Origin of the sequence: Nostoc sp. NMS4, from assembly GCF_017115095.1 — a bacterium.
In the GTDB taxonomy this organism is placed as follows: Bacteria; Cyanobacteriota; Cyanobacteriia; order Cyanobacteriales; family Nostocaceae; genus Nostoc.
Genome location: NZ_JABXKI010000260.1, coordinates 1 through 20442, shown reverse-complemented (window position 1 = coordinate 20442; position 20442 = coordinate 1). Strand labels below are relative to the sequence as shown.

Here is a 20442-nt window from a genome sequence, read left to right as displayed (position 1 = left end):
CTAAGAAGTATCTAGCAGTTGAAAAAGTCGTTAAAGTCAATAACTAAATGATTGACTTACATAACTGTGCGACTCGCAAATCTGCATCGCGCTGCTGTTCAAAAAATTGTTCTTCTATTTTTCCATGTTGAGGAAAATACAAAAACTCACGCAGTTTTTCTGAGGAGTTTAGGGGAATCGTAATTCTCCTTTGATTAGTAATAAGTGTGTCATCGACACCAATGACCAAGCTACCTGCTGGTATTCCCATTAAAGCTGCCTCAATTAAGATAATTGAGGTAATTCCTAGCATTATATCTTGCTGATGCAAAGTGGCAAGTGTATCAGCACTTTCGTCAATGGCAAATGGCAAACCTGATTCTGCTAGTAAATCAAGCGAAGCACGGCATTTACCTTGGCGGGGATGAAAGCGGATCAGGAATTTTTTTAAAGGTTCGTAGTCAGTTAATACTTTAATTAAGATACGGAGGATTTCAACTTCATTGGCATTTGGTTGAGAAGCAAAGAGAATATTTTCTGGTAGTTTTAAAATACCTTTTCTAGATTTTTGTCTAGCAATCAGCCAAGCAAAATAGGGCTGTCCTACAACGCGGATTCGCTTTTCTGGTATTCCATCAGTAAGCATTCCGGCTGCACACACTTTATCTAAAGCTGTGATGACATCTGGAAAAATTGGTTCTGTAGGATTATTGAGTGGTTGAAAACGCTGTCGGTAATTTGCCCAATAGTCTATGACAGCAATACTAGGAATACACTTTTGCCTTGCCCAAAAAATAGCATCCCGTTCAAATTCATCATATTGAGATGTTCCTGTTAGTAGAATATCTCCTGTTAAGGGTACAAAAATAGTTTGGTGTTCCTGAGAAACTGGCGTACAAGCAACTACAAGACGTTGAAACTGATGGATGGCTGGCCCTTTGGCATAAGCTTCTACCTGTGTACCTGCGGCTCGCAAGGCTGCAACAGTTGCAGCGACAGCATTAGCACCGCCTGGATCGTGAGCGATCGCAATAATCTTCATTCATCTTTCCCCCGACTTAACTCTTCGGCATGAGCCAAAACTTTAGCCACACAAGCTATGAAACGATCAACTAAGTCAATACCCCCAGGTATTTGGATGAGAGTTGTAGATAAAAGTGTCTCGTTATATGTCTTTTCGGCTATGGGACAGACACCTGTAAGATGACTGACAATTGTCTTGCCTTCTTGTTGCAGCTTTTGGAAAAGAGGTAGTCTGTATAAAGGACGCACATAACGCCCCGTCACCGGACATCCTTCGGCTTGAAGTGCCTCCACAAATCTGTCCCGCGACAATCCAGCTTGTTGTGGATCGATCCAAATGGGATATGTATAGTAAACATGGCGATCGCCACTGCCAACTTTAGCCGTCCGCAATGCTTTAAACTCAGACAGCCCTTGGTCTAAAGCTTCAGCAATTTTCAGTCGTGGCTGTGTCAATTCTTCTAAACGTTGGAGTTGAACCTGAGCGATCGCTGCCTGAAGTTCAGTTAGACGATAATTGTAACCAACAATATCAGCATCTTCATCCCAGTTTTCCGCTTCAATTGCATTCTCTCCATGATTACGTACCAACGCTACTCGCCGCGCCAAGCGATCGTCATTAGTGACGACAATCCCCCCTTCACCACACTGAATGGTTTTGTGACAATTGAGGCTAAACACCCCCAAATGTCCAATTGTTCCGAGCCAACGTCCTTGATGCTGACCTCCCGGTGCTTGGGAATTGTCCTCAATTAGAATCAAACCGTGTCGATCTGCTAACTCACGCAAGCGCAACAGTTGGGCTGGTCCTCCAAACAAATTGACTGCGATAATTGCTTTTGTGCGCGGGCTAATAGCACGTTCAACGGCTTCTGGATCAATGCAGCAAGTAGTCTCCTCTTGATCGACAAAAACAGGAGTACCATTTGCTATAACCACTGCCGTTGCCGTTGCTGACATCGTTTGCGGTGGCACAATTACCTCATCACCAAAATTAACACCGGCTGCGATCGCAGCAGCATGTAAACCACTAGTAGCAGAGTTAACACTCAAAGCGTGACGAACATTAAAGTACTTAGCCCATTGTTCTTCTAAGGTGCGAACTTGTTTACCACCCATAAAGTACAGTCCAGCAGCACCGATATAGTCAGATAAAATACCGCTTTTCAATACTTGAATCGCGGCTTCAGTCTCCTGGGAACTAATACTGATATACCTTGGTAATGGCTCTGGAAAAACTTTGGAACCTCCCAGCAAAGCTGGTTTTTCTGTAGTAATAACCATTAAATTACCTACTTAATTAGAAATTTGTTGTTTCTTGCCATTTCAACAACTTGTAAAGCAAGCACACCATCAGCGCCAGAACAGGTTGGTTGTCCGCCAATTTGTGCTAATTGCACAGCTTCGGTGACAGCCCCCAAAATGTGGCCTTTTAAGCCAGCTTCACAGATCATCTTTGCTTGACCTAACTCTTGAAAGCCCGACCACTGACTAGGTTGAACTGTCTGCCAAGTGATTTGCCCTCCTCCGGCGCTATACCGCAGCATACCCCCGGTTCCCCAGAGTTCCCCTTCGCCGATTGAATACCCAGTTCCACGTACTGCAATCAAATAGGCAGTTAATCCGCCGTTCCAGGATAGTGCAATTGACTCAGCACTGTCATCTTCAGCAACAGGTGATTTTTCCAGACGATATGCACAAGCAACCGATCCGAATAAAGCCAATAACATATCGATCCAATGGGTTCCATTGTGCAGTAAACCACCGTTATAGCGTAAACAAGCACCAGTTGGAGTTCCCAAGCCATCATCCTGACTTGTTAGATGTTTCAAGGCTTGCAGCATTGGTGTCCAGCGACGCGAATAGTTAGTCATCAAAATACAGCCCTGTGCAGAGCAAGCAGCTAGCATTATTTCTGCCTCTGCTACATTAACTGCAAGGGGTTTTTCGCACAGGATGACGCGGGGTTGCCAAGCCAGTGCAGCAATAACTCCCTGAGCGTGTAAGTGAGTGGGACTACATATTGATACTACGTCGAGGTGAAGCTGATCTGGTACATCTTTCAGACTGGAGTATACTTGTGCTTCGGAAAAACGTTGCTGAAAATCTCTACACGCCTCTGGATCTGGATCTACTCCTAATACAACTGTCACATTAGGGATTTGAGCATACCCTTCGGAATGGCTGAGTGGATCGCCTTGTGGGGAAATGCCAAAGCGATGCCCAATTTTTCCTAAACCAATAATACCGACACGCACTTTCATAAGTTTAATTACGAATTACGAATTACGAATTACTTTAAGAGTCAATCCATCTTTGTTGTTGGGCATAGTTGAGAATGTCTACTGTCGTAAATTGGGGGTTGTGGGGATAAAGTGCTTCAAAAATAGCTTTGATGCGATCGTAGTCTTCTTGATAGTCAAGGGTAATACGGAAAAAAGGATTACTTAAGCCTGGAGGAGCAATAATATCTAAGCGACGATATTTTTCTGGATGTCGTCGGATGTACCAACCGACGTGTTCACGAAAGGGTTTAGTGGAGGCAAAATCAACTGTTTGAGCTAGTGTTTTCCAAGACAACACTATGAGATCCAGCCCATGAGGATATGAACGTACTTCACAATTGGCAACGTAATCTACATGGGGGTAAGCGGCGAAAAATGCACAAATATGTTGATCAATTACATAAGGATCAATTAGGGGACAATCTCCGGTTAAAAGGACACTAACTTCTGCTTGATAGTGTCGCCCAGTTTCCACAACTCGTTCTAATACATTTTCTTCTGAACCACGAAAGTAAGGAATATTGTGTTTAGTGCATAAAGATGCGATCGCTTCGTCTTTTTCATTAGTAGTAGTTGCCACAACTACTTCATCTATATAACGAGCGCGACGGATACGCTCAATCATTAACAACAGCATTGGTTTACCCACTGCTTCCTTGAGGACTTTACCAGGAAGCCGTGAAGAACCCATCCGGGCTTCTATTGTGGCAATGACACGATTCACAGTTTTACTCACTTCTCCACTAAAAATTTTTATATTTATTTATAGAGATCCAAATTGGTATTGAAATTTGTGACAAAATAAGGCTTAATCTCTGGATTAAAACTAAGTTTGTAATCTCCTCGATTTGGAGAATTCACTCCTACAAAGTCAACTTCTTGCAACTGACGTTTAAAACATTCTTCAATTAAATCGAGCAGTAAAAATGTTGAGCCACCAGTTTCTCTGTATTCAGGATTATTCCCAGCAAACATATAATAACCGCGCTGACGATCAAATAGGAATAAAATTGCCGAAACAGGATTTGTATCCAAATAGCATACTTTCAGTATTCCAAATCCTTTGTCTAAAGATTTCTGAGTTATTGCTTTAAGCAAGTAAGATTCTTTTTCTATATTTTCTATTCCTTGTCTAGCCCAAACCTCTCGGTGTAATTTGTCTAAAATATCAACATTATCAGACACATGAATAAATAATTTATTATTGATAGCTTTCCGCATTTCCTGCCGTCTGACAGCGCGGATGCAACTGAGATAAAAGTCAAAGCTTTCAAATTTTGTTAATTTTAATATACCCGTATATCTGAGTTGAACTTCAAACTTTCCCTTTTCAGGTGTATGGTAGTTATACCATTGGAATGGCCGGATATCTTGCAATTGCCATGAATGGCCTAGGGAAATTTTGTCAAATTTTTCTATAAGTTGTTCTATGAACCAAGTTAAAATCAAAAATTCTTCAGAATTACGTTTATGATCTGTTTTAGTAAAATTGTCAGCTAGTAACACTCCTTGATAGGGCGTGAAAGGGAAAGGAGCCGGTAATATCTTGCCATCTTCAGAAAATAAGATAACGGTACCTGCAACTATTTTCTGTCTGAAGTAGACTGTAACAATTTGAAAAGTAACTCCTAATGCATTGATAAAGTCAGTTTTTGCAAAAACAGTTCCTTGAGGTGAATCTTCAACAAAGTCATCCCAAATATTTGCTATTTCCTGCCAATTAATTACAAAATCTTTAGTATTCATTTATTTGTAAATATAAATACAAACATCACAATGATAGTAGTGATGAATTATTGTAACTTTTCTAGATAGCTGCTGAATACAGAACCTTAAAACTGCCTCTGGTTCATAATAAGCCATTGTTTCTTGTCGAAAATTCACATAAGATGAAATAAAATTAAATGCTAGACCTTTCTCACATAAAGAGAATGCTTTTTTGATTAAGGTTTGGAGAAAAAGATTACCGTCGGGAGTAAAATTATTGAAAACAGCAGATACTAATACATAATCATAGGTTTCTTCTAAACTGTCTTGAGTTATATCTAAGCACTCAAATTTCATACGTGGAAATTTTCTACGTGCAATTTCAATTGCTTCAGGTACAATATCTATGCCTGTATATTGGCAAATAATATTCTGTTCTTGTAAATATTCTGCAAAATAACCAATACTACATCCTATATCTAAAATTCGACATCCATTGAGGTCTCCAATTTTCATAAGTTGCAAATATCTGACCAGAGATTCATCTATAGAACCCCACTGTCCAGAACCAGGTGAGTCCCCTTTTATTTGTACAAGATTCTGATAGTGTTCTCGTAATATCTGCACAGTTGTGCTAACTTGATTCATTGACAATTCATCCTTCATCTTTTAATTTTAAACATATAGATAAAAAGCAAAATTAGCATTATTCTGTCTATTCGTGAGCTTTTTATTGCTCACTTGCTAATACCAATTTCCAGGTAAAAGCCGTACCTTTTTTGATATTCTGATTTACTGATTTACCGATAACAATGTCGAAAAACTTTGGTGGTAATCCTAAGCCTGGGCGTACTGCTCTGAGGTTTTCTGGAGTGAGAATCTCTCCGGCTTTCATGTCCTTGGTTACATAGAGCGATCGCCGATAAACCAGCGACTCTTTTTCAGCCTCGGTTGCTCCATATTTTATACTACCCAAGGCTTGCCAAGCTCTTTGCAACTCTATTACTAATTGTTGCATCTCTGCTGGTTCCATCGAAAAGGCTGAATCAACTCCACCATCAGCCCGACACAGAGTAAAGTGTTTCTCAATTAATGTAGCCCCTAAAGCAACACTAGCAACAGCAACTCCAATACCCATTGTGTGATCTGATAACCCCACCTGTACATTAAACAACTCGCGCATTTGAGGAATAGTTAGTAAGTTAGTATTTTCTGGTGTAGCAGGATAGCTACTAGTACATTTCAGTAATATTAAGTCTTGACATCCAGCTTCTCGCGCTGTCCGAACAGTTTCATCTAACTCAGAAATCGTTGCCATACCAGTAGAAATAATCATCGGTTTGCCTGTGCTGGCAACTTTGCGAATTAAAGGTAAATCAGTATTTTCAAAAGAAGCAATTTTGTAGCAAGGTACATTTAAAGATTCGAGAAAATCTACAGCATTAGTATCAAAAGGAGTGCTAAACCCAATTATTCCTAGTTCCTCGCAACGCTCAAAAATAGGTTTGTGCCATTCCCAAGGCGTGTAAGCTTGCTGATATAACTGATATAGGGATTTACCGTGCCATAAACTATTAGGATCATTAATGTAAAAATCACCCTCATTTATGTTTAAGGTCATCGTATCAGCAGTATAAGTTTGGAGTTTAAGTGCATTTACTCCGGTTTTAGCAGCTGCTTCAACTATATCTAAAGCTCTTTCTAAAGATTGGTTATGATTGCCAGACATTTCAGCAATCACAAAGGGAAGATGACTAGCACCGATGATTCTATCTGCAATCTTAATTTTTCGCATTTGCTCTCTCAACTAACCAAGTTTATACTTGTCTATGATAAGAAGGATCGCTTGATTTCCTTGCACTGTAGTTATTCCCATACTCTGAAAACCCGCTTTGGAAAATGCCCTAATAGATGCCTGATTACTTGGTTTTATGTAGGCATTAATTCTATTAACATCTAACTCAGAGAATAGTTTTTTACAGGCTAATTTAATCAAGCTGCTTCCATAATCCTGATTACGAAAATTTGGGTCAATACTCATGGAAACAATAGCTTCATAATTTTCTATGTCATATCGAATCTGTCCAATAGGTACATTATTCTTATTAATTGCAATGTAAAAGATGCAATTAGGATTTATCAATTTAGATTTAAACCATTGAACATGATCTTCCCAGAGTATAGACTTAGAGGAAAAAGAAACCGCACGTATTTCTGGAGCGTTTGACCATTCCCATAGCAACTGACAATCATTTTGCTGCACCGAGCGCAATTGAAAAAATTTATCTTTTAGATGGCTCAAAACTCTACTGCTTCCTTCACCATCCACTAATTCTTGGCTACATCTAGTCATTTTTTCCCGCCTTCCGGTAGCTATCACTAATTGCGCTACCTCCGATGCTATTTCAACAGCAGAAACATTTTCATGCCATCCCAAATTTACAACTACTCCCATTGCCTCTAGTTTTTCGGCGATCGCCCGTTGGTTATCTGCCAAAATTAACATCACACTAGGTAAACCCATAAAAGCGAGTTCCCAAGATGTAGAGCCAGCAGCAGCGATCGCTACATCAGCCCAAGCCATGAGATCGGGCATATTTTTGACATTTCTTTCCAAACGGATAGGAAACTGCAACTTTTGAATAGTCAATTCCAGTTGCTCATAGTGGGGATTGCTTGCCCCTATAACAACTACTGCTTCTAACCCTTCTAACTCAATCAGATGCAACTCCTGTATCACGTTCAAAGTAACATTATCGGGGTCGCTACCACCTAGTGTTATTAAAAGCTTTTGAGCTACTGTAAGTGTTTCACGCTTCCATCCTTGCCACTGCCAGAACTCTCGCCGCAATAGCCCATAGTCGATGCCCAAGAGTAACTGAGTATAAGGTTCTCGGTTAATATACAATCCTTCATGGGCAGAGATATTTTGATTTAAAATGATATCCGCACAATAATGATCTGCGTGTCCATAATCATCAATGAATAAAAGTTTTAGCTCAGATTCCTTGATGATTTCTTGATACTTAGCACCGAAATGATAACCATCCACCACAACCCAATTTGCATTAAACTGGCGTGCGAGTTTTGCTGTTTCTTTGGCATCTTCAGCAATTCCACCTTGAATCGGCAGCTGAATAACTTCCATTCCTTCTGACTTTAACCGAGTTTTCAAATCTGGGGCTTCCGTCGCTACCACAAAAATTACCTGATCTCCTGCATCTTGCCAAGCCTGAGCCAAAGCTAGACAGCGCATTACATGACCTGTGCCTATTTGTGTTGATGCATCTACTCTGATAAATAGCTTCATTTTTGATAAATTAATAGTTATGCAGCATATTCCTTTTGTTCTACGTGTGTATTAATTAGTAACCAATCAGGATATCGTTTCAGCAAATCTAAACAATCCTCCAAAGTAAATTTTTGATTTTGAGGATAAAGCCCTTCAATAATTCTTTTAATCAGTTCAAAATCATCTGCTGTGTCTACCGTCCAGCGATGTGAACTTTGATTTTCTGAATAAACTACCTCAGCTAATCGATAACGTTCAGGCTGTATATAAATAAATGGAGTAACATGCTCCCGCTCAGGTTGTGCTGTTGCTTCCACAAACGCCTGATCTAATGCTAAAAATGAAAAAACCTCAGTATCCATTCCCCGTGGATAGGTTTTCTCTAAACAGTTAGAAACGTAATCATATTGACTTTGATTGTCTAGATAAAATTGAATTACTCTATCAATCACTTGTGGATCAATAAGTGGACAATCAGAGGTAACGCGAACTACTACATCTGCATGATGTTCTTTAGCAGCCTGATAATATCTGGCTAACACGTCTTCTTCAGAACCTCGAAAATATGGAATTGAAAGGCGATCGCAAAGTTCAATAATTGGCAAATCTGTACTATTGATTGTAGTCGAAATTACAATTTCATCAGCCAATTTTACCCGCTTTAGTCTCTCAATCTGGTATTCTAATAAAGGCTTATTCAATACCTTTTTAAGTACTTTTCCAGGGAGGCGAGTTGAAGTCATTCTTGCCTGAACAATAATTACAGTTTTCATATCAGGCTCTCTCTTAGCGAAGCTACTACTTTATCTTGATTTTCTTCATTTAACCCATAATATAAAGGGATAGTGATAGCTTCCTTATAGTATTTCTCAACCCCTGGAAAGTCCCCTAATTTAAATCCAAATTGTTGGTAATAAGGCTGTATGTGAACTGGAATATAGTGTAAATTCACACCAATTCCTAAACTGCGAAGTTGTTCAAATATCTGCTGATGAGTTTTATTAATTTTATCCAATTTGAGCCGAATTACATAAAGATGCCAGCTAGATTCACAATCGGAATGTTGCCACGGCAGCATTAAAGGTAAATCTTGCAATAGTTTATTATAACGGTTAGCTAAAAATCGGCGATGTTCTACAAATTCATTTAGTCTTTTCATCTGACTAGAACCCAATGCTGCTTGGATATCTGTCATGCGATAGTTGAAACCTAATTCTAGTTGTTGATAATACCAAGAACCATGAGATTCTCCTTGCATTAAATCTAGATTGCGAGTTATACCATGACTTCTTAATCTAATTAATTTCTGATATAATTCTTCCTGATTTGTTAGCACCATACCGCCTTCGGCAGTCGTGATAATCTTCACTGGATGAAAGCTAAAAACTGTCATATCAGAAAATTGGCAGCAACCAACAGGTTGTCCCTGATACCTTCCGCCGATCGCATGAGAAGCATCTTCAATAATTTTGAAATTATATTGTTGCGATAAAGCGGCAATTTCCTCCATTTCACAAGATTGTCCAGCAAAATGTACAGGTATTAATACTCTTGGCAAACACCCTTGCTTTTTTGCCTCGACTAACTTACTTTCTAATTCATCTACGCTTAAATTGTAGGTATTTGAATCAATATCAATAAAATCTACTTTGGCATTACAATAAAGTCCACAATTAGCTGAAGCAACAAAAGTATTTGGTGATGTCCAAAGAACGTCGCCTTCTCCTAAACCAGCTGCAAGACAAGCAATATGTAATGCAGATGTAGCACTAGAAACTGCTACAGCATACTTTGCACCACAATAGTTAGCAATAGCTTGTTCAAATCTCTCTATAGCTGGGCCTTGAGTAATCCAATCTGAGCGTAAAACTTGAATTACAGCATCAATATCTTCTTGACTAATATCTTGTCTACCATAAGGAATGTAGTCACTCATTACTTCAACATATCCAGTAGTTGAAAACCTTTTAGCCATTCTGTATTTATCTCGGAGCTATACTCAAAACCTTCTGCTACAGGGACTCCTTTTTCACCCAAAGCGTTGCAGGTGTAATCAATAGAATAGGCATATTCAATAGTTGGTTTAATCACATAATGGTCAGCAAACTCTAAGACCAAATGTGAAGCTTCAGAACAAAACATGGCTTCATGTAATTTTTCTCCTGGTCTAATGCCAACAATTTTAATTGGAACTCCTGGTGCGAGTGTTTCTGCCAAATCAGTAATTCTCATTGAAGGAATCTTTGGAACAAATATTTCTCCACCGTGCATTCTTTCAAAGCTATTGAAAACTAACTCTACAGCTTGTTGTAGGGTAATCCAAAAGCGGGTCATGCGTGGATCTGTAATGGGAATCTCGGTGGATTTTTCCCCAATCAGTTTTTGAAAGAAGGGTACAACTGAACCTCTCGAACCGACGACGTTACCGTAGCGAACTACAGAAAATCTGGTTTTCATAGACCCAACAATATTGTTAGCTGCAACAAAAAGTTTATCTGCCGCTAGCTTAGTTGCACCATAAAGATTAATTGGATTTACTGCTTTATCTGTTGAGAGAGCAATTACTTTTTCAACTTCTTGCTCAATGGCAACATCAATAACATTATTTGCTCCATAAATATTTGTTTTAATACATTCCATTGGGTTATATTCGGCAGCAGGAATATGCTTGAGTGCTGCTGCATGAATAACATAATCTACACCCCTCATCGCCATGTGCAAGCGATCGCGATCACGCACATCTCCAATAAAATAGCGCATCACTGGTGCATTGAACTCCTGCGCCATTTCATACTGCTTGAGTTCATCCCGTGAATAAATTATGACTTTCAGGGGTTGATATCGGCTGAGAATCGTTTTTACAAATTCCTTACCGAAGGAGCCTGTACCACCAGTGATTAAAATCGATTTGCCATTAAACATCTTGTAGTAATCTCAAAATTAATTATTTTCCAAAAATATTTAAGTTAAATTATCAATTAGATTTGGGCTGATTATTTGTGCTGCGATCGCCCTTTACCTCTTGCTTCTTAATCCGCTCTAATACAACTTTGTAATCTTGCCGATCGGGGCGTAACTTCACTAACTTCTCTAAAGGTTCGATCGCACCTTTAGCATCCTTCAACTGCAACCGCAGCACAGACAGTTTCTCTAAAGCAAGTTGGTTTTCTGGTTCCCGTTGTAAAACCAACTCGTAGCCCCGCGCCTGTTGCAGCAATCCTGACTCAGGAGAAGCAGACGCAGTTGCTGGCTTAGGTTGAATAGCCTGTTGGATTGCTGGAATAGCTGCAAATACCGTAGAACCAAAAAACGAGAACATCGAGACGATCGTGACAATCTTTTGTCGCCGCTGAATCTGCTTTTTGCGGGTAATTAGGTATTCTTCATCTGAACCAGCCATATCTCATATACTTGCTGCGGTAAGTACTTAGGTATCAGCAAGCCTCCCGTTCTGAGGATACCCATCTGCTCAACAGAAACTAACATCCTTGCTAAAAATTTTTTACACAAACTTCAAATGCTGACTCTGAAGACAAGGGAACTTTATGCTAAACCCTTTCCCGCGCCCCAACCCTCCAAATCTTATTCTCTGGACAAAACATAAAAATTATATAAAGATTTGCGATTAATTTGCCTAATGCCAGATGTTTGCGATACTATAAACGGCGTTTAAATCAACAGAAGAGTAGACATTTCTACTCAATTGCAAATTCCCTTGTCAGTCAAAAACTTTCAAACTAGCCTGTGTCATATAGGTTATTCAACAAGCAACCATATTTTTCTTGATTCAAATAAATACAATTTTCCCAGTCGTCTTCACTCACACTACTTAGTGCAACTTCCATGAGGACTAATTTTCTGCTGGGCATTCACAATAGATATCTTACAAAAGGTAGTGTTGCACCCTTACCGAAAAAAGGTAAAGGTAAAGAAGAAAAACCACTGCTTGGTAAGATTGGGTTTTCTGGTGGTAATTACCGTACAAAACCGAATTTACCAGTAACTTAGTAGAGTTTGTTATGGTATAGTTAGAAAGTTAAGACTAGCTTTACCGAATTACACCACTCTACGGGCCGGCAACAATTGCAGAATGGGAAGCAGTTTTAATTAAGCATTTACCAACAAAATCAGAATTCAATCGAGGTTATGACTCAAAAAGTGATTCACCCAATGGTGAAATTGCAGCGCAATGTGCAATCACTCATAGAATCGAATATTATCAAGCCAAGCGATAGCATCTGGAAAATCGCTTTGCTCTACGGTAATGAATGGCAGCACTGGAAACAGGAACTGCTTGACTTTGGCTTTAGTATGCAAGACCCAGTTAGTGAATTGCTAGCTGTAGAAACTTGGGATGAGGAATAGGAGGGATGAGGAAGCAAGGGAAGCAGGAGAAGAATTCTAACTCCTAACTCCTAACTCTTAACTCCTAACTCGCTAATCCCCACTTTCTAAACTTTGCAAGCAGCTAAAGCCGTAGCTAATTCCTTGGCGGTTTGATAGCGATCGCGTGGCAATGGTTCTGTAACGCGATCGATCACGTCTCTTAATTGGGAGCTAATGGTGGGAACTTTTGCCACATCAAACCTGAAGTTTCGCCCTCGTTGGCGGTAATACTTGAACGGGTTTTCGCCTGTGAGCAAAAAAATCAGCGTTGGGCCAATTGCATACAAATCAGATTGGGTCAAAGGTTGCCCTCGTTCTTGTTCAGGAGCGCAGTAACCTTCTGCCCCAATTCGAGTACCGGGGGCTGTACCAATTTCCTTAACTGCGCCAAAATCCAGCACCACTATGCGATTTCCTGAACTTCGCACCATTAAATTGGCGGGTTTAATATCGCGGTGAATTAGTGGAGGTTCTTGGCTATGAAGATAATCTAAAATATCACAGGTTTGGATCATCCAAGCGATCGCTTGGTTTGGTGTCACAGGGCCAGTGCTATAGACACGTTTCTCCAAATCTTGTCCGTGGATTAGTTCCATTGCCAAGTATTTTTTGCCGCCTTCTACAAAGAAGTCATAATACTTGGGAACTCCAGGATGGTTAAGAGATTTGAGAGTGTGCGCCTCTCGCTCAAATAACTCTCGAGCTTTGACAATTTTCACCATATCAGCATTCATTTGCTTCAACACCAGCAGTTGTGGGATACCCGGAATCAGTCCCGCCTCATCCCAAGCGAGATAGGTAGTACCCATACCTCCTTGTCCGAGAGTTTGCAACACCTGATAATGGCGAATTCTCTGTTGGACTGAGAGAGGTTGACCGCAGTGGATGCAAAACAAATTTTTTGGGGAGTTGCCTTCGTGCGTGCAAGTGGAAGATGAATTTGCCAGATTTTTGGCTGAGTAAAGAGTCTCGGCGGCATTTTCTTCTGTCCCTTGTATTTGTTGCTGCGATCGCAAACCAGTTTCCAGTACTGTTACCTGCTGAATATGGAATTGCAGGATTGGGCCTCCTTGTGCCAATTGCAAAAGAGAATTATCTGGTAACGGACACTGAAGTACAAGGATACCGTTGAGAAAAGTCCCATTTGTACCCTGACTAATCAGCTGCCAAGCATCGCCATTTCTAGCGTCACCAACTTTTCTCAGTTCTAGATGATGCCGCGAAACTAAACTATCAGTTAAAACAACGTGATTATCTGCCGCTCGACCAATCCGAATTATGGAGGAGTTCTCAAAGCACCACTGCTGAAGGGGCGTTTTCTGTTGCGGTTCTAACAGTGTCAGACTAACCACAATACAACCTACAAGGTAAATGGATTAGGGCATTGGGCGTTAGGAGTCCTGAGTTAGGAGTTAGGAGTTGAGACGCGAAAAATCTTTGTCTGTACAAGAGTTAAGGGTTAGGAGTTTTATTTGTCTCCCTTGTCTCCCTTGTCTCCCTTGTCTCCCTCATCCCTGTCATCTTCCCCATTCCCATTTATGATTAACTTTCCAAATTTGGGCGTACTTTTGCCCGAATAAGTATACCAGTAATGTTGTCGTGACCGTTGTGTTGATTTGCTAAATCAATTAAATCTGTAACGCCCCGTTCTAAGTTAGCACCAGAACTAAGTAAGGGTTCTAAGTGAGTCTGCCAATGGGTTTCTACTAAATCATTATCTGATAGACCGTCCGATACTAAGAGCAGAAGAGTATCTTCGTTAATATCGAAAAAGCCCACGTCGGGATTAATCGAGTTTTCATCACGAGGCCCCAAGGCTTGGGTCAGCTGGTAGGCATCTGGGCGGGCGTAAGCTATGCTTGCTTCCACTCCTCGGTTAATTTCCCGTTGCCCAACTTCGTGATCTACTGTGACTTGTTCTAGTCCCTGCTTGCGCGTTAGGCGATAGAGACGGCTATCTCCTACATGAGCGACTGCTGCTTGCGTATCTTGAATTAAAAGCATTACTAAAGTTGTACCCATGCGCCCAACTCCAGAACGGGCATCTTGTTGATTGAGCTTGTAAATCGCCTCATTAGCTAAATACACTGCCTCACGAATACTATCTTCTGTTGGCAGCTGGTTGGCAATCCAGTGTTCTTGAAAGTATTGCCGTAGCGTGTTGACTGCTAACTCGCTGGCTATCTCGCCGCCAGCGTGTCCTCCCATACCATCACAAAGAATATACAAACCATACCCTTCTAAAACTCGACTTTTGGGTAACTCCAGTTTATGAATTTTGGTTTCAATGCCAAAGTAGTCTTCGTTATGATGACGTTGACGGCCTACATCTGTGCGTCCTGCATCTTCTAAGCTACTTAACTGCATCGCCAGGACAACAGTTGGCATATCATCAGTTTTGCTAATGATATCTTCTAACTCATCTGATGGTGGGATAGTGGACACAGCAGTATTGTTCTCCTGTATTGGGGGCAAAGTTGCGGTTCCTAGTGCTTCCAGTTCAATAGAGATTTCCTCTAAGCGCGATCGCAATTGGTCAATCGTCTGAATTTTGCCTACCTCTAAATCCCCCAACATCTGGACTACAGAACCAAATTGAGTCCGTTGCGACTGTCTAAATAGTGCTTGCCAAACCCGTCCCAAAGCTTGGATAGTTAACGGCTCCTCTGGAATGGCAGATGTTTGGTTTTCGGCATCTTCTGGCGACTCCGTGGCGGGCTGAGAATTCGATGATTCCACATACAACCTTTGTAGCGCCAACGTTTGGTCTTCATCCAATCGCAAATTCGACAAATCTAAAAGGCTTTGACGACAATTTACTGGTTCCAATACTGCCCAAAGTTGGGTCATTTCATAACACCAGTGTAAAATTTTTAACGAACTGGTTGTTTCTTGTTGCCACAGGTCGAGTAAATACTGCCAATCCGAGCGGTTTTCAATTATTAGTACCTGTATATCACCCTGTTGCCATGCGTCGTGAATCAACGGTATCCCCCGCTCACCTTGGGATTGTAAAGCAAGATAAAGTTTCGCAAGGCGAGGAATTCCACTTGCTTCTACTGATGGCGTTAGTAAATCTGATTCCTGACTTGCTAGTATTGCATCAATGGGTGATATTTGATACGGCTGGCAATCTAAAACTCTGGCACTTACATCAGTAATAATCTCAGTTTCCGTTTGAGCAGGTAGCGTATCTAACAATTGATAGCGCTCTTGGGAGTCCAAATAGGAGCCTAATGTAATCTGAGAACTAGGAGATACAGGAGATGAGGAGGGTATTGCTTGCTCATCTCCTACATCCCCTTCTATTCTCAAAGCTTCCCCAGTCGTTTCTTTAGTAATAATTGCCCAAAACACTGTTCCACATTCTGTGCCACAGTTATGACAACGCAATGCATTCACAGGTACATCATCGGCACTGCATTCAGGACAGACCTTGTGAGCGAGGGACGTGCCACAGTTTTGACAGAATTTGTTGCTATTTGGGTTTTCAAATTTACACTGAGGGCAAATCAGCATAGTGGAAGTTCCTTTATTCCCGTTCGTTCCAAGGTGCTTCTAGCCACTAAGATTCAAGGTGCCACAATTTGGCTGTCCCTGACTACAGTAGATTGTAGTTTCTCAATGAATTTTGGTGGCAGTATTAATTGTGACGCATATTAGATAAATATTTCATATATTGGCAGGTAATTCCTTATAAATGGGAATTGGGAATGGGGAATGGGGAAGACAAGGGAGACAAGGGAGACAAGGGAGACAAGGGAGACAAGGGAGACAAGGAAGACAAGGGAGACAAGGGAGACAAGGGAGACAAGGGAGACAAGGGAGACAAGGAAGACAAGGGAGACAAGGGAGACAAGGGAGACAAGGGAGACAAGGGAGACAAGGGAGATAAATAAAACTCCTAACTCTTGGAAAGACTTGGATTTTTCGCGTCTCTACTTTTAACTCCTAACTCCTAACTCCTAACTCAGCACTCAGCACTCAGCACTCTTAAAAAGGCAATTGTGGAGGTTCAGCATCAAACCATTTTTGATAAATTTGCTTGTAAGTGCCATTGGATAACAAAGTCGCTATACCTTTGTTAATTGCATCCAAATGGGGGGAATCCTTGGGTGTAGCAATCCCGTAGTATTCTTGGGTGAGCAAATCCGCAACAACTCTGATGCCTTTGAGCTTGCCATTTTTAATCGCATACAAAGTTGCGAAAGCATCGCTAACCACAGCATCAACGTTGCCATTGAGTAAGTCTTGGAAAAATTCTGGCCCAGAATTAAAAGTACTAATTTTGGCGTTGGGGATGGTTTTGGCAAAATCTGCCCCAGTGGAACCAATTTGTACAGCAATTTTTTTGCCTTTGAGACTTTTGAAGTCTTTAATATTTTTATTGTCTTCTTTGACTGCGTAGGCGTAGCCCGTCGTAGACATCGCAAGTCCGGCTTTAAAATAAGGTCGTGAAAAAGCAATTGTTTTTAGGCGTTCGGCGGTAATCGTGATGCCGCTAATTGCTGCATCGACTCTTTTGGCTTGCAAGGTCGAGATCGTGCCATCAAAGGGCAGACTTTCAAACTGGACTGCAAAACCTGCTACTAAGCCGATCGCATTCATTAAATCAATATCAAAACCTTCCAAGTTCCCGCTAGCTGTTTGGATCTCAAAAGGGATAAAGGTGGGATCTGTCGCCACCTTCAGAGGTTTAGCATCTGGGTTAGTAGTGGGATATAAACTTTGACAGGCAATAATCAGTAGTACACAGCCTAAGCTGAGAATTAGCTGCTGCCACTTAAAGTTAATTAATTTCACTATAGTAATTATGTTCTAGCAATCAATAATTTACGATACTTGTGATGATGTTATAAGAAATAATACATCCGTATGACTTTTAGCTAATCGCCCGCTTGTGTGTTCTGTATTCTAACTCCCAATTTTTAATTGCTTATGGCTCCCACTACCCCTGCTTACCAAATTACTGATTTATTCGCAGAAAGAGCTAGAAATCTGACACCACCAACCTATGGTACAGAGTTAACCAAAATTATCACTGTCAGCTTTGCCTACGGTCTAGCTGACCCAATTCTCTTTCCCCACACTGACTTAGCTGCTGCGAGTGCGGCTGTACTAGTAGAAGAGGCTCCGATCGCTCTCAATTACGGCCCACCTTCAGCCCAACTTTATGAACAAATTATCCTCCGCTTGCAAGCTCAAGGAATTCCCGCCCAGCGCGATCGCGTGATTATTGGCTACGGTTCCGGTCAGATTTTGGGCTTGCTACCAGATGTGTTTGTCGAACCTGGTGATGTGGTAATTGTGGAAGGCCCAACCTTCTTGGGAGTAGTTAGTAGATTTGTCCAGGCTGGCGCACGCCTAATTACCATTCCTGTGGATGAGATGGGAATGGATGTAGATGCCTTAGAAGAAACTTTAAGCGACTTGAAAAAACGGGGCATTCGACCCAGGTTTATTTACACTATCCCTACTTTTCATAATCCCACAGGCACTACAATGCCGTTATTTCGCCGCCAAAAACTAGTAACGTTAGCGGCTGAGTATGGCGTTTTAGTGGTGGAAGACGATGCTTATAGCGATTTGCGCTTCCAAGGTGAAACAGTGCCATCCCTGGCAAGCCTTGACAAGGATGGGTGGGTGTTATACGTGAGTACCTTCTCGAAAATCATTGCGCCTGGTGTCAGGCTAGGCTGGGCTTGTGGCGATCCAGCAATTATTGAGCGGTTGGCAATGTTCAAAAGTGAAGGGCCTGTGGGGCCATTTGTTAGCCATGTGGTGGCTCGCTACTGCGCTACAGGCAAACTAGATCATCACATTCAGGAGCTAATCGCTTGCTACAAGCATAAGTGTAATTTGTTGTTAGAAGCGATCGCTCAAGAGTTTCCCAGTGATGTAGTTGCTTTGCGACCAGGTGGTGGCTTTTTCGTTTGGTGTAAATTGCCACCAGATATCAGCGCCAAAGCACTCCTAACTGCTGCCAATGAACAAGGTATCAGCTTTCTGCCAGGAACTCGCTGTTACGCCAATGGACAGGGAGATGATGCCATTAGATTAGCTTTTAGCTTTCAAACAACCGAGAAGATTGTTGAGGGAATTGCTGTCTTGGGAGCAGTTTTGAGGGGATGGCGGTAATTCGTAATTCGTAATTCGTAATTCAGTACCTCGTTCCCAGTCTCCGACTGGGAATGCCTTTTGGAAGGCTCCCGCCTTCCGTTTAAAATTTTGTAAACTTTAAAAAATTTGTTCTAAGCGTTGGAAATCGCGCTGCACTTCATACCAGAGACTTTTATTATGGGGGTCTGTCTTCAGAGCTTTTTTGAGATAAATTCTGGCTTTGAGTAGTTGTTTTTCGGAAATTAGCGCCCGTCCCCAAATTTGATAAGCGATCGCTAGCCATTGACGGACTTCTGCATCTGTTGACAAACGATCTGCTAAAGCTTCCGCAAGGGCGATCGCTTGCGGAAATCGTCTTTCTTGCAAAAATCGCTGCAATTGGTCATAAGTCTTCCACTTCAGCCGTTCTTCTATTTCCAATAGATTTGGCGGCTTTGCTTTCTCTGGTTGTTGGCTTGTCACCGTTGTTACAGGTGTTTTCTGCCTATGCGTTGCTTTGGTGTCATCACGTCCAGACGTTGACACCTGAGTTGAATGTACACCAATTTCCTCTGGCAGTACTACCGTCAACAGGAGTTTGTAAGCCTCTGTCAAGGCAATAAACTTATCTTTGGCTTTGTTGTCATCTGGGTTGATATCGGGATGATATTGCTGCGCCAGTCGTCGATAAGACGCTTTGATCTCAGCAAAAGAAGCTCCCGATCTTAAACCTAGTAAACGGTAGCAATCTCCAAGATCCATCTTGAGCTATCAGCTATCGAATATTTCGCTATCGGCTATTATCTCTGTCAATATCAGCTTCAAGCTCGGACTATTAATGATAAGGGCTAATTTTCTATTTTAAAGTTCAATCTTGACAGTTTGTTTAAAGAACGGGATTGGGCATGGGGCATGGGGCATGGGGCATGGGGCATTGGGCATTGGGCATTGGTTATTAATTATTCTCCCCCTGCCTCCCCTGCCTCCCTTGCTCCCTCATCTCCCTCACTCATCTCCCTGCTCCCTGCCCCCTGCCCCCTGCCCCTCTACTCCCCAGTTACTACCAAGGTTCGTTCTTCAATTACACGGTCAATTAAACCGTATTCTTTTGCTTCTTCAGCAGACATGAAAAAGTCACGATCCATGTCTTTTTCAATTTTTGCTATGGTCTGACCGGTTTTATCGGCATAAATGCCATTAAGCTGGTGACGAATCCGCAGAATCTCTCTAGCTTCAATTTCGATATCGGTTGCTTGCCCACGAGTACCACCTGAAGGCTGGTGAATCATAATCCGTGAGTGAGGCAAGGCTAACCGTTTCCCTTTCGTGCCAGCTGCTAGCAGGAAAGATCCCATTGAAGCAGCTAATCCCACGCAAATAGTTACGACATCTGATTTGATATGTTGCATGGTGTCAAAAATAGCCATGCCAGATGTAACCATCCCACCGGGAGAATTGATGTATAAATAAATATCTTTACCTGGATCGTCTGAATCCAGATACAGCATTACAGCGATAATTTGATTGGCAATTTCATCATCAATATCACGCCCCAAGAATATAATCCGTTCCCGGTAAAGGCGATCGTAGATACTAATCCAATCTGTATATTGTCCACCGGGCATCCGGTAAGGAACTTTAGGAACGCCTATAGGCATAATTTACTCCGTT

General features: G+C 41.5%; 21 protein-coding genes. 4 read left to right on the top strand and 17 right to left on the bottom strand.

Annotated features, from left to right (window positions below; translation table 11 throughout):
* Nucleotides 1-43: 43 nt before the first annotated feature.
* From HWQ37_RS23965 to HWQ37_RS23910, 12 genes are all read right to left on the bottom strand, one after another.
* Nucleotides 44-1021, bottom strand: a complete 978-nt coding sequence (locus tag HWQ37_RS23965; protein ID WP_292751777.1) for a hypothetical protein — start codon at nucleotides 1019-1021, stop codon at nucleotides 44-46.
* The gene (locus HWQ37_RS23960) at nucleotides 1018-2286 is read right to left on the bottom strand and encodes a DegT/DnrJ/EryC1/StrS aminotransferase family protein (protein ID WP_292751774.1); all 1269 of its coding nucleotides are present in this window, start codon (nucleotides 2284-2286) and stop codon (nucleotides 1018-1020) included. Before HWQ37_RS23960 ends, HWQ37_RS23965 begins: the two co-directional genes overlap by 4 nt.
* Nucleotides 2287-2294: 8 nt before the next feature.
* Nucleotides 2295-3266: a Gfo/Idh/MocA family protein gene (locus HWQ37_RS23955; RefSeq protein ID WP_292751770.1), complete on the bottom strand. Its 972-nt coding sequence runs from the start codon at nucleotides 3264-3266 to the stop codon at nucleotides 2295-2297.
* A 34-nt stretch (nucleotides 3267-3300) separates the two neighbouring features.
* The gene (locus HWQ37_RS23950) at nucleotides 3301-4011 is read right to left on the bottom strand and encodes a glycosyltransferase family protein (protein WP_292751767.1); all 711 of its coding nucleotides are present in this window, start codon (nucleotides 4009-4011) and stop codon (nucleotides 3301-3303) included.
* A gap of 35 nt (nucleotides 4012-4046) precedes the next feature.
* Nucleotides 4047-5033, bottom strand: a complete 987-nt coding sequence (locus tag HWQ37_RS23945) for a GNAT family N-acetyltransferase (protein ID WP_292751764.1) — start codon at nucleotides 5031-5033, stop codon at nucleotides 4047-4049.
* Nucleotides 5034-5642, bottom strand: a complete 609-nt coding sequence (locus HWQ37_RS23940) for a class I SAM-dependent methyltransferase (protein WP_292751761.1) — start codon at nucleotides 5640-5642, stop codon at nucleotides 5034-5036.
* Nucleotides 5643-5724: 82 nt separating this feature from the next.
* Complete coding sequence (pseI, locus tag HWQ37_RS23935; RefSeq protein WP_292751758.1) at nucleotides 5725-6789, bottom strand: pseudaminic acid synthase; 1065 nt, start codon at nucleotides 6787-6789, stop codon at nucleotides 5725-5727.
* Nucleotides 6790-6801: 12 nt separating this feature from the next.
* Entirely contained in the window at nucleotides 6802-8304 is a 1503-nt protein-coding gene (gene pseG / locus HWQ37_RS23930) for a UDP-2,4-diacetamido-2,4,6-trideoxy-beta-L-altropyranose hydrolase (RefSeq protein ID WP_292751755.1), read from the bottom strand.
* Nucleotides 8305-8321: 17 nt separating this feature from the next.
* The gene (locus HWQ37_RS23925) at nucleotides 8322-9059 is read right to left on the bottom strand and encodes a glycosyltransferase family protein (protein WP_292751753.1); all 738 of its coding nucleotides are present in this window, start codon (nucleotides 9057-9059) and stop codon (nucleotides 8322-8324) included.
* Nucleotides 9056-10261 (bottom strand): UDP-4-amino-4,6-dideoxy-N-acetyl-beta-L-altrosamine transaminase, encoded by a 1206-nt coding sequence (pseC, locus tag HWQ37_RS23920; RefSeq protein WP_292751751.1) that lies wholly within the window; start codon nucleotides 10259-10261, stop codon nucleotides 9056-9058. Before pseC ends, HWQ37_RS23925 begins: the two co-directional genes overlap by 4 nt.
* Complete coding sequence (gene pseB / locus HWQ37_RS23915; protein ID WP_292751748.1) at nucleotides 10222-11208, bottom strand: UDP-N-acetylglucosamine 4,6-dehydratase (inverting); 987 nt, start codon at nucleotides 11206-11208, stop codon at nucleotides 10222-10224. Before pseB ends, pseC begins: the two co-directional genes overlap by 40 nt.
* A 52-nt stretch (nucleotides 11209-11260) precedes the next feature.
* Nucleotides 11261-11686, bottom strand: coding sequence for a tetratricopeptide repeat protein (locus tag HWQ37_RS23910; protein WP_292751745.1), 426 nt, complete (start codon nucleotides 11684-11686; stop codon nucleotides 11261-11263).
* Between the two features lie 443 nt (nucleotides 11687-12129).
* Here HWQ37_RS23910 and HWQ37_RS23905 point away from each other — a divergent pair, with 443 nt between their 5' ends.
* Both HWQ37_RS23905 and HWQ37_RS23900 read left to right on the top strand, forming a co-directional pair.
* Complete coding sequence (locus tag HWQ37_RS23905) at nucleotides 12130-12294, top strand: hypothetical protein (RefSeq protein ID WP_292751743.1); 165 nt, start codon at nucleotides 12130-12132, stop codon at nucleotides 12292-12294.
* A gap of 138 nt (nucleotides 12295-12432) precedes the next feature.
* Entirely contained in the window at nucleotides 12433-12651 is a 219-nt protein-coding gene (locus tag HWQ37_RS23900) for a DUF4327 family protein (protein WP_181930103.1), read from the top strand.
* An 86-nt stretch (nucleotides 12652-12737) separates the two neighbouring features.
* Here HWQ37_RS23900 and HWQ37_RS23895 read toward each other — a convergent pair whose 3' ends face one another.
* Nucleotides 12738-14024, bottom strand: coding sequence for a protein kinase domain-containing protein (locus HWQ37_RS23895; protein WP_292751737.1), 1287 nt, complete (start codon nucleotides 14022-14024; stop codon nucleotides 12738-12740).
* 190 nt (nucleotides 14025-14214) lie between these two features.
* Entirely contained in the window at nucleotides 14215-16191 is a 1977-nt protein-coding gene (locus tag HWQ37_RS23890; RefSeq protein WP_292751734.1) for a serine/threonine phosphatase, read from the bottom strand.
* A gap of 194 nt (nucleotides 16192-16385) precedes the next feature.
* Here HWQ37_RS23890 and HWQ37_RS23885 point away from each other — a divergent pair, with 194 nt between their 5' ends.
* Complete coding sequence (locus tag HWQ37_RS23885; protein WP_292751732.1) at nucleotides 16386-16571, top strand: hypothetical protein; 186 nt, start codon at nucleotides 16386-16388, stop codon at nucleotides 16569-16571.
* A 94-nt stretch (nucleotides 16572-16665) separates the two neighbouring features.
* On the opposite strand, the gene HWQ37_RS23880 is transcribed toward HWQ37_RS23885, so the two are convergent.
* Nucleotides 16666-17475: a basic amino acid ABC transporter substrate-binding protein gene (locus HWQ37_RS23880; protein WP_292751729.1), complete on the bottom strand. Its 810-nt coding sequence runs from the start codon at nucleotides 17473-17475 to the stop codon at nucleotides 16666-16668.
* Between the two features lie 135 nt (nucleotides 17476-17610).
* Here HWQ37_RS23880 and HWQ37_RS23875 point away from each other — a divergent pair, with 135 nt between their 5' ends.
* Nucleotides 17611-18810 carry an aminotransferase-like domain-containing protein gene (locus tag HWQ37_RS23875; RefSeq protein ID WP_292751726.1) on the top strand — a complete coding sequence of 400 codons (1200 nt, stop codon included), beginning with the start codon at nucleotides 17611-17613 and terminating at the stop codon, nucleotides 18808-18810.
* A 99-nt stretch (nucleotides 18811-18909) separates the two neighbouring features.
* On the opposite strand, the gene HWQ37_RS23870 is transcribed toward HWQ37_RS23875, so the two are convergent.
* Together HWQ37_RS23870 and HWQ37_RS23865 are read right to left on the bottom strand one after the other, a co-directional pair.
* Nucleotides 18910-19533: a J domain-containing protein gene (locus tag HWQ37_RS23870; protein WP_292751723.1), complete on the bottom strand. Its 624-nt coding sequence runs from the start codon at nucleotides 19531-19533 to the stop codon at nucleotides 18910-18912.
* 284 nt (nucleotides 19534-19817) lie between these two features.
* A complete protein-coding gene (locus tag HWQ37_RS23865; RefSeq protein ID WP_292751720.1) occupies nucleotides 19818-20429 on the bottom strand; it encodes an ATP-dependent Clp protease proteolytic subunit in 612 nt (203 codons plus the stop codon).
* Nucleotides 20430-20442: the final 13 nt, after the last annotated feature.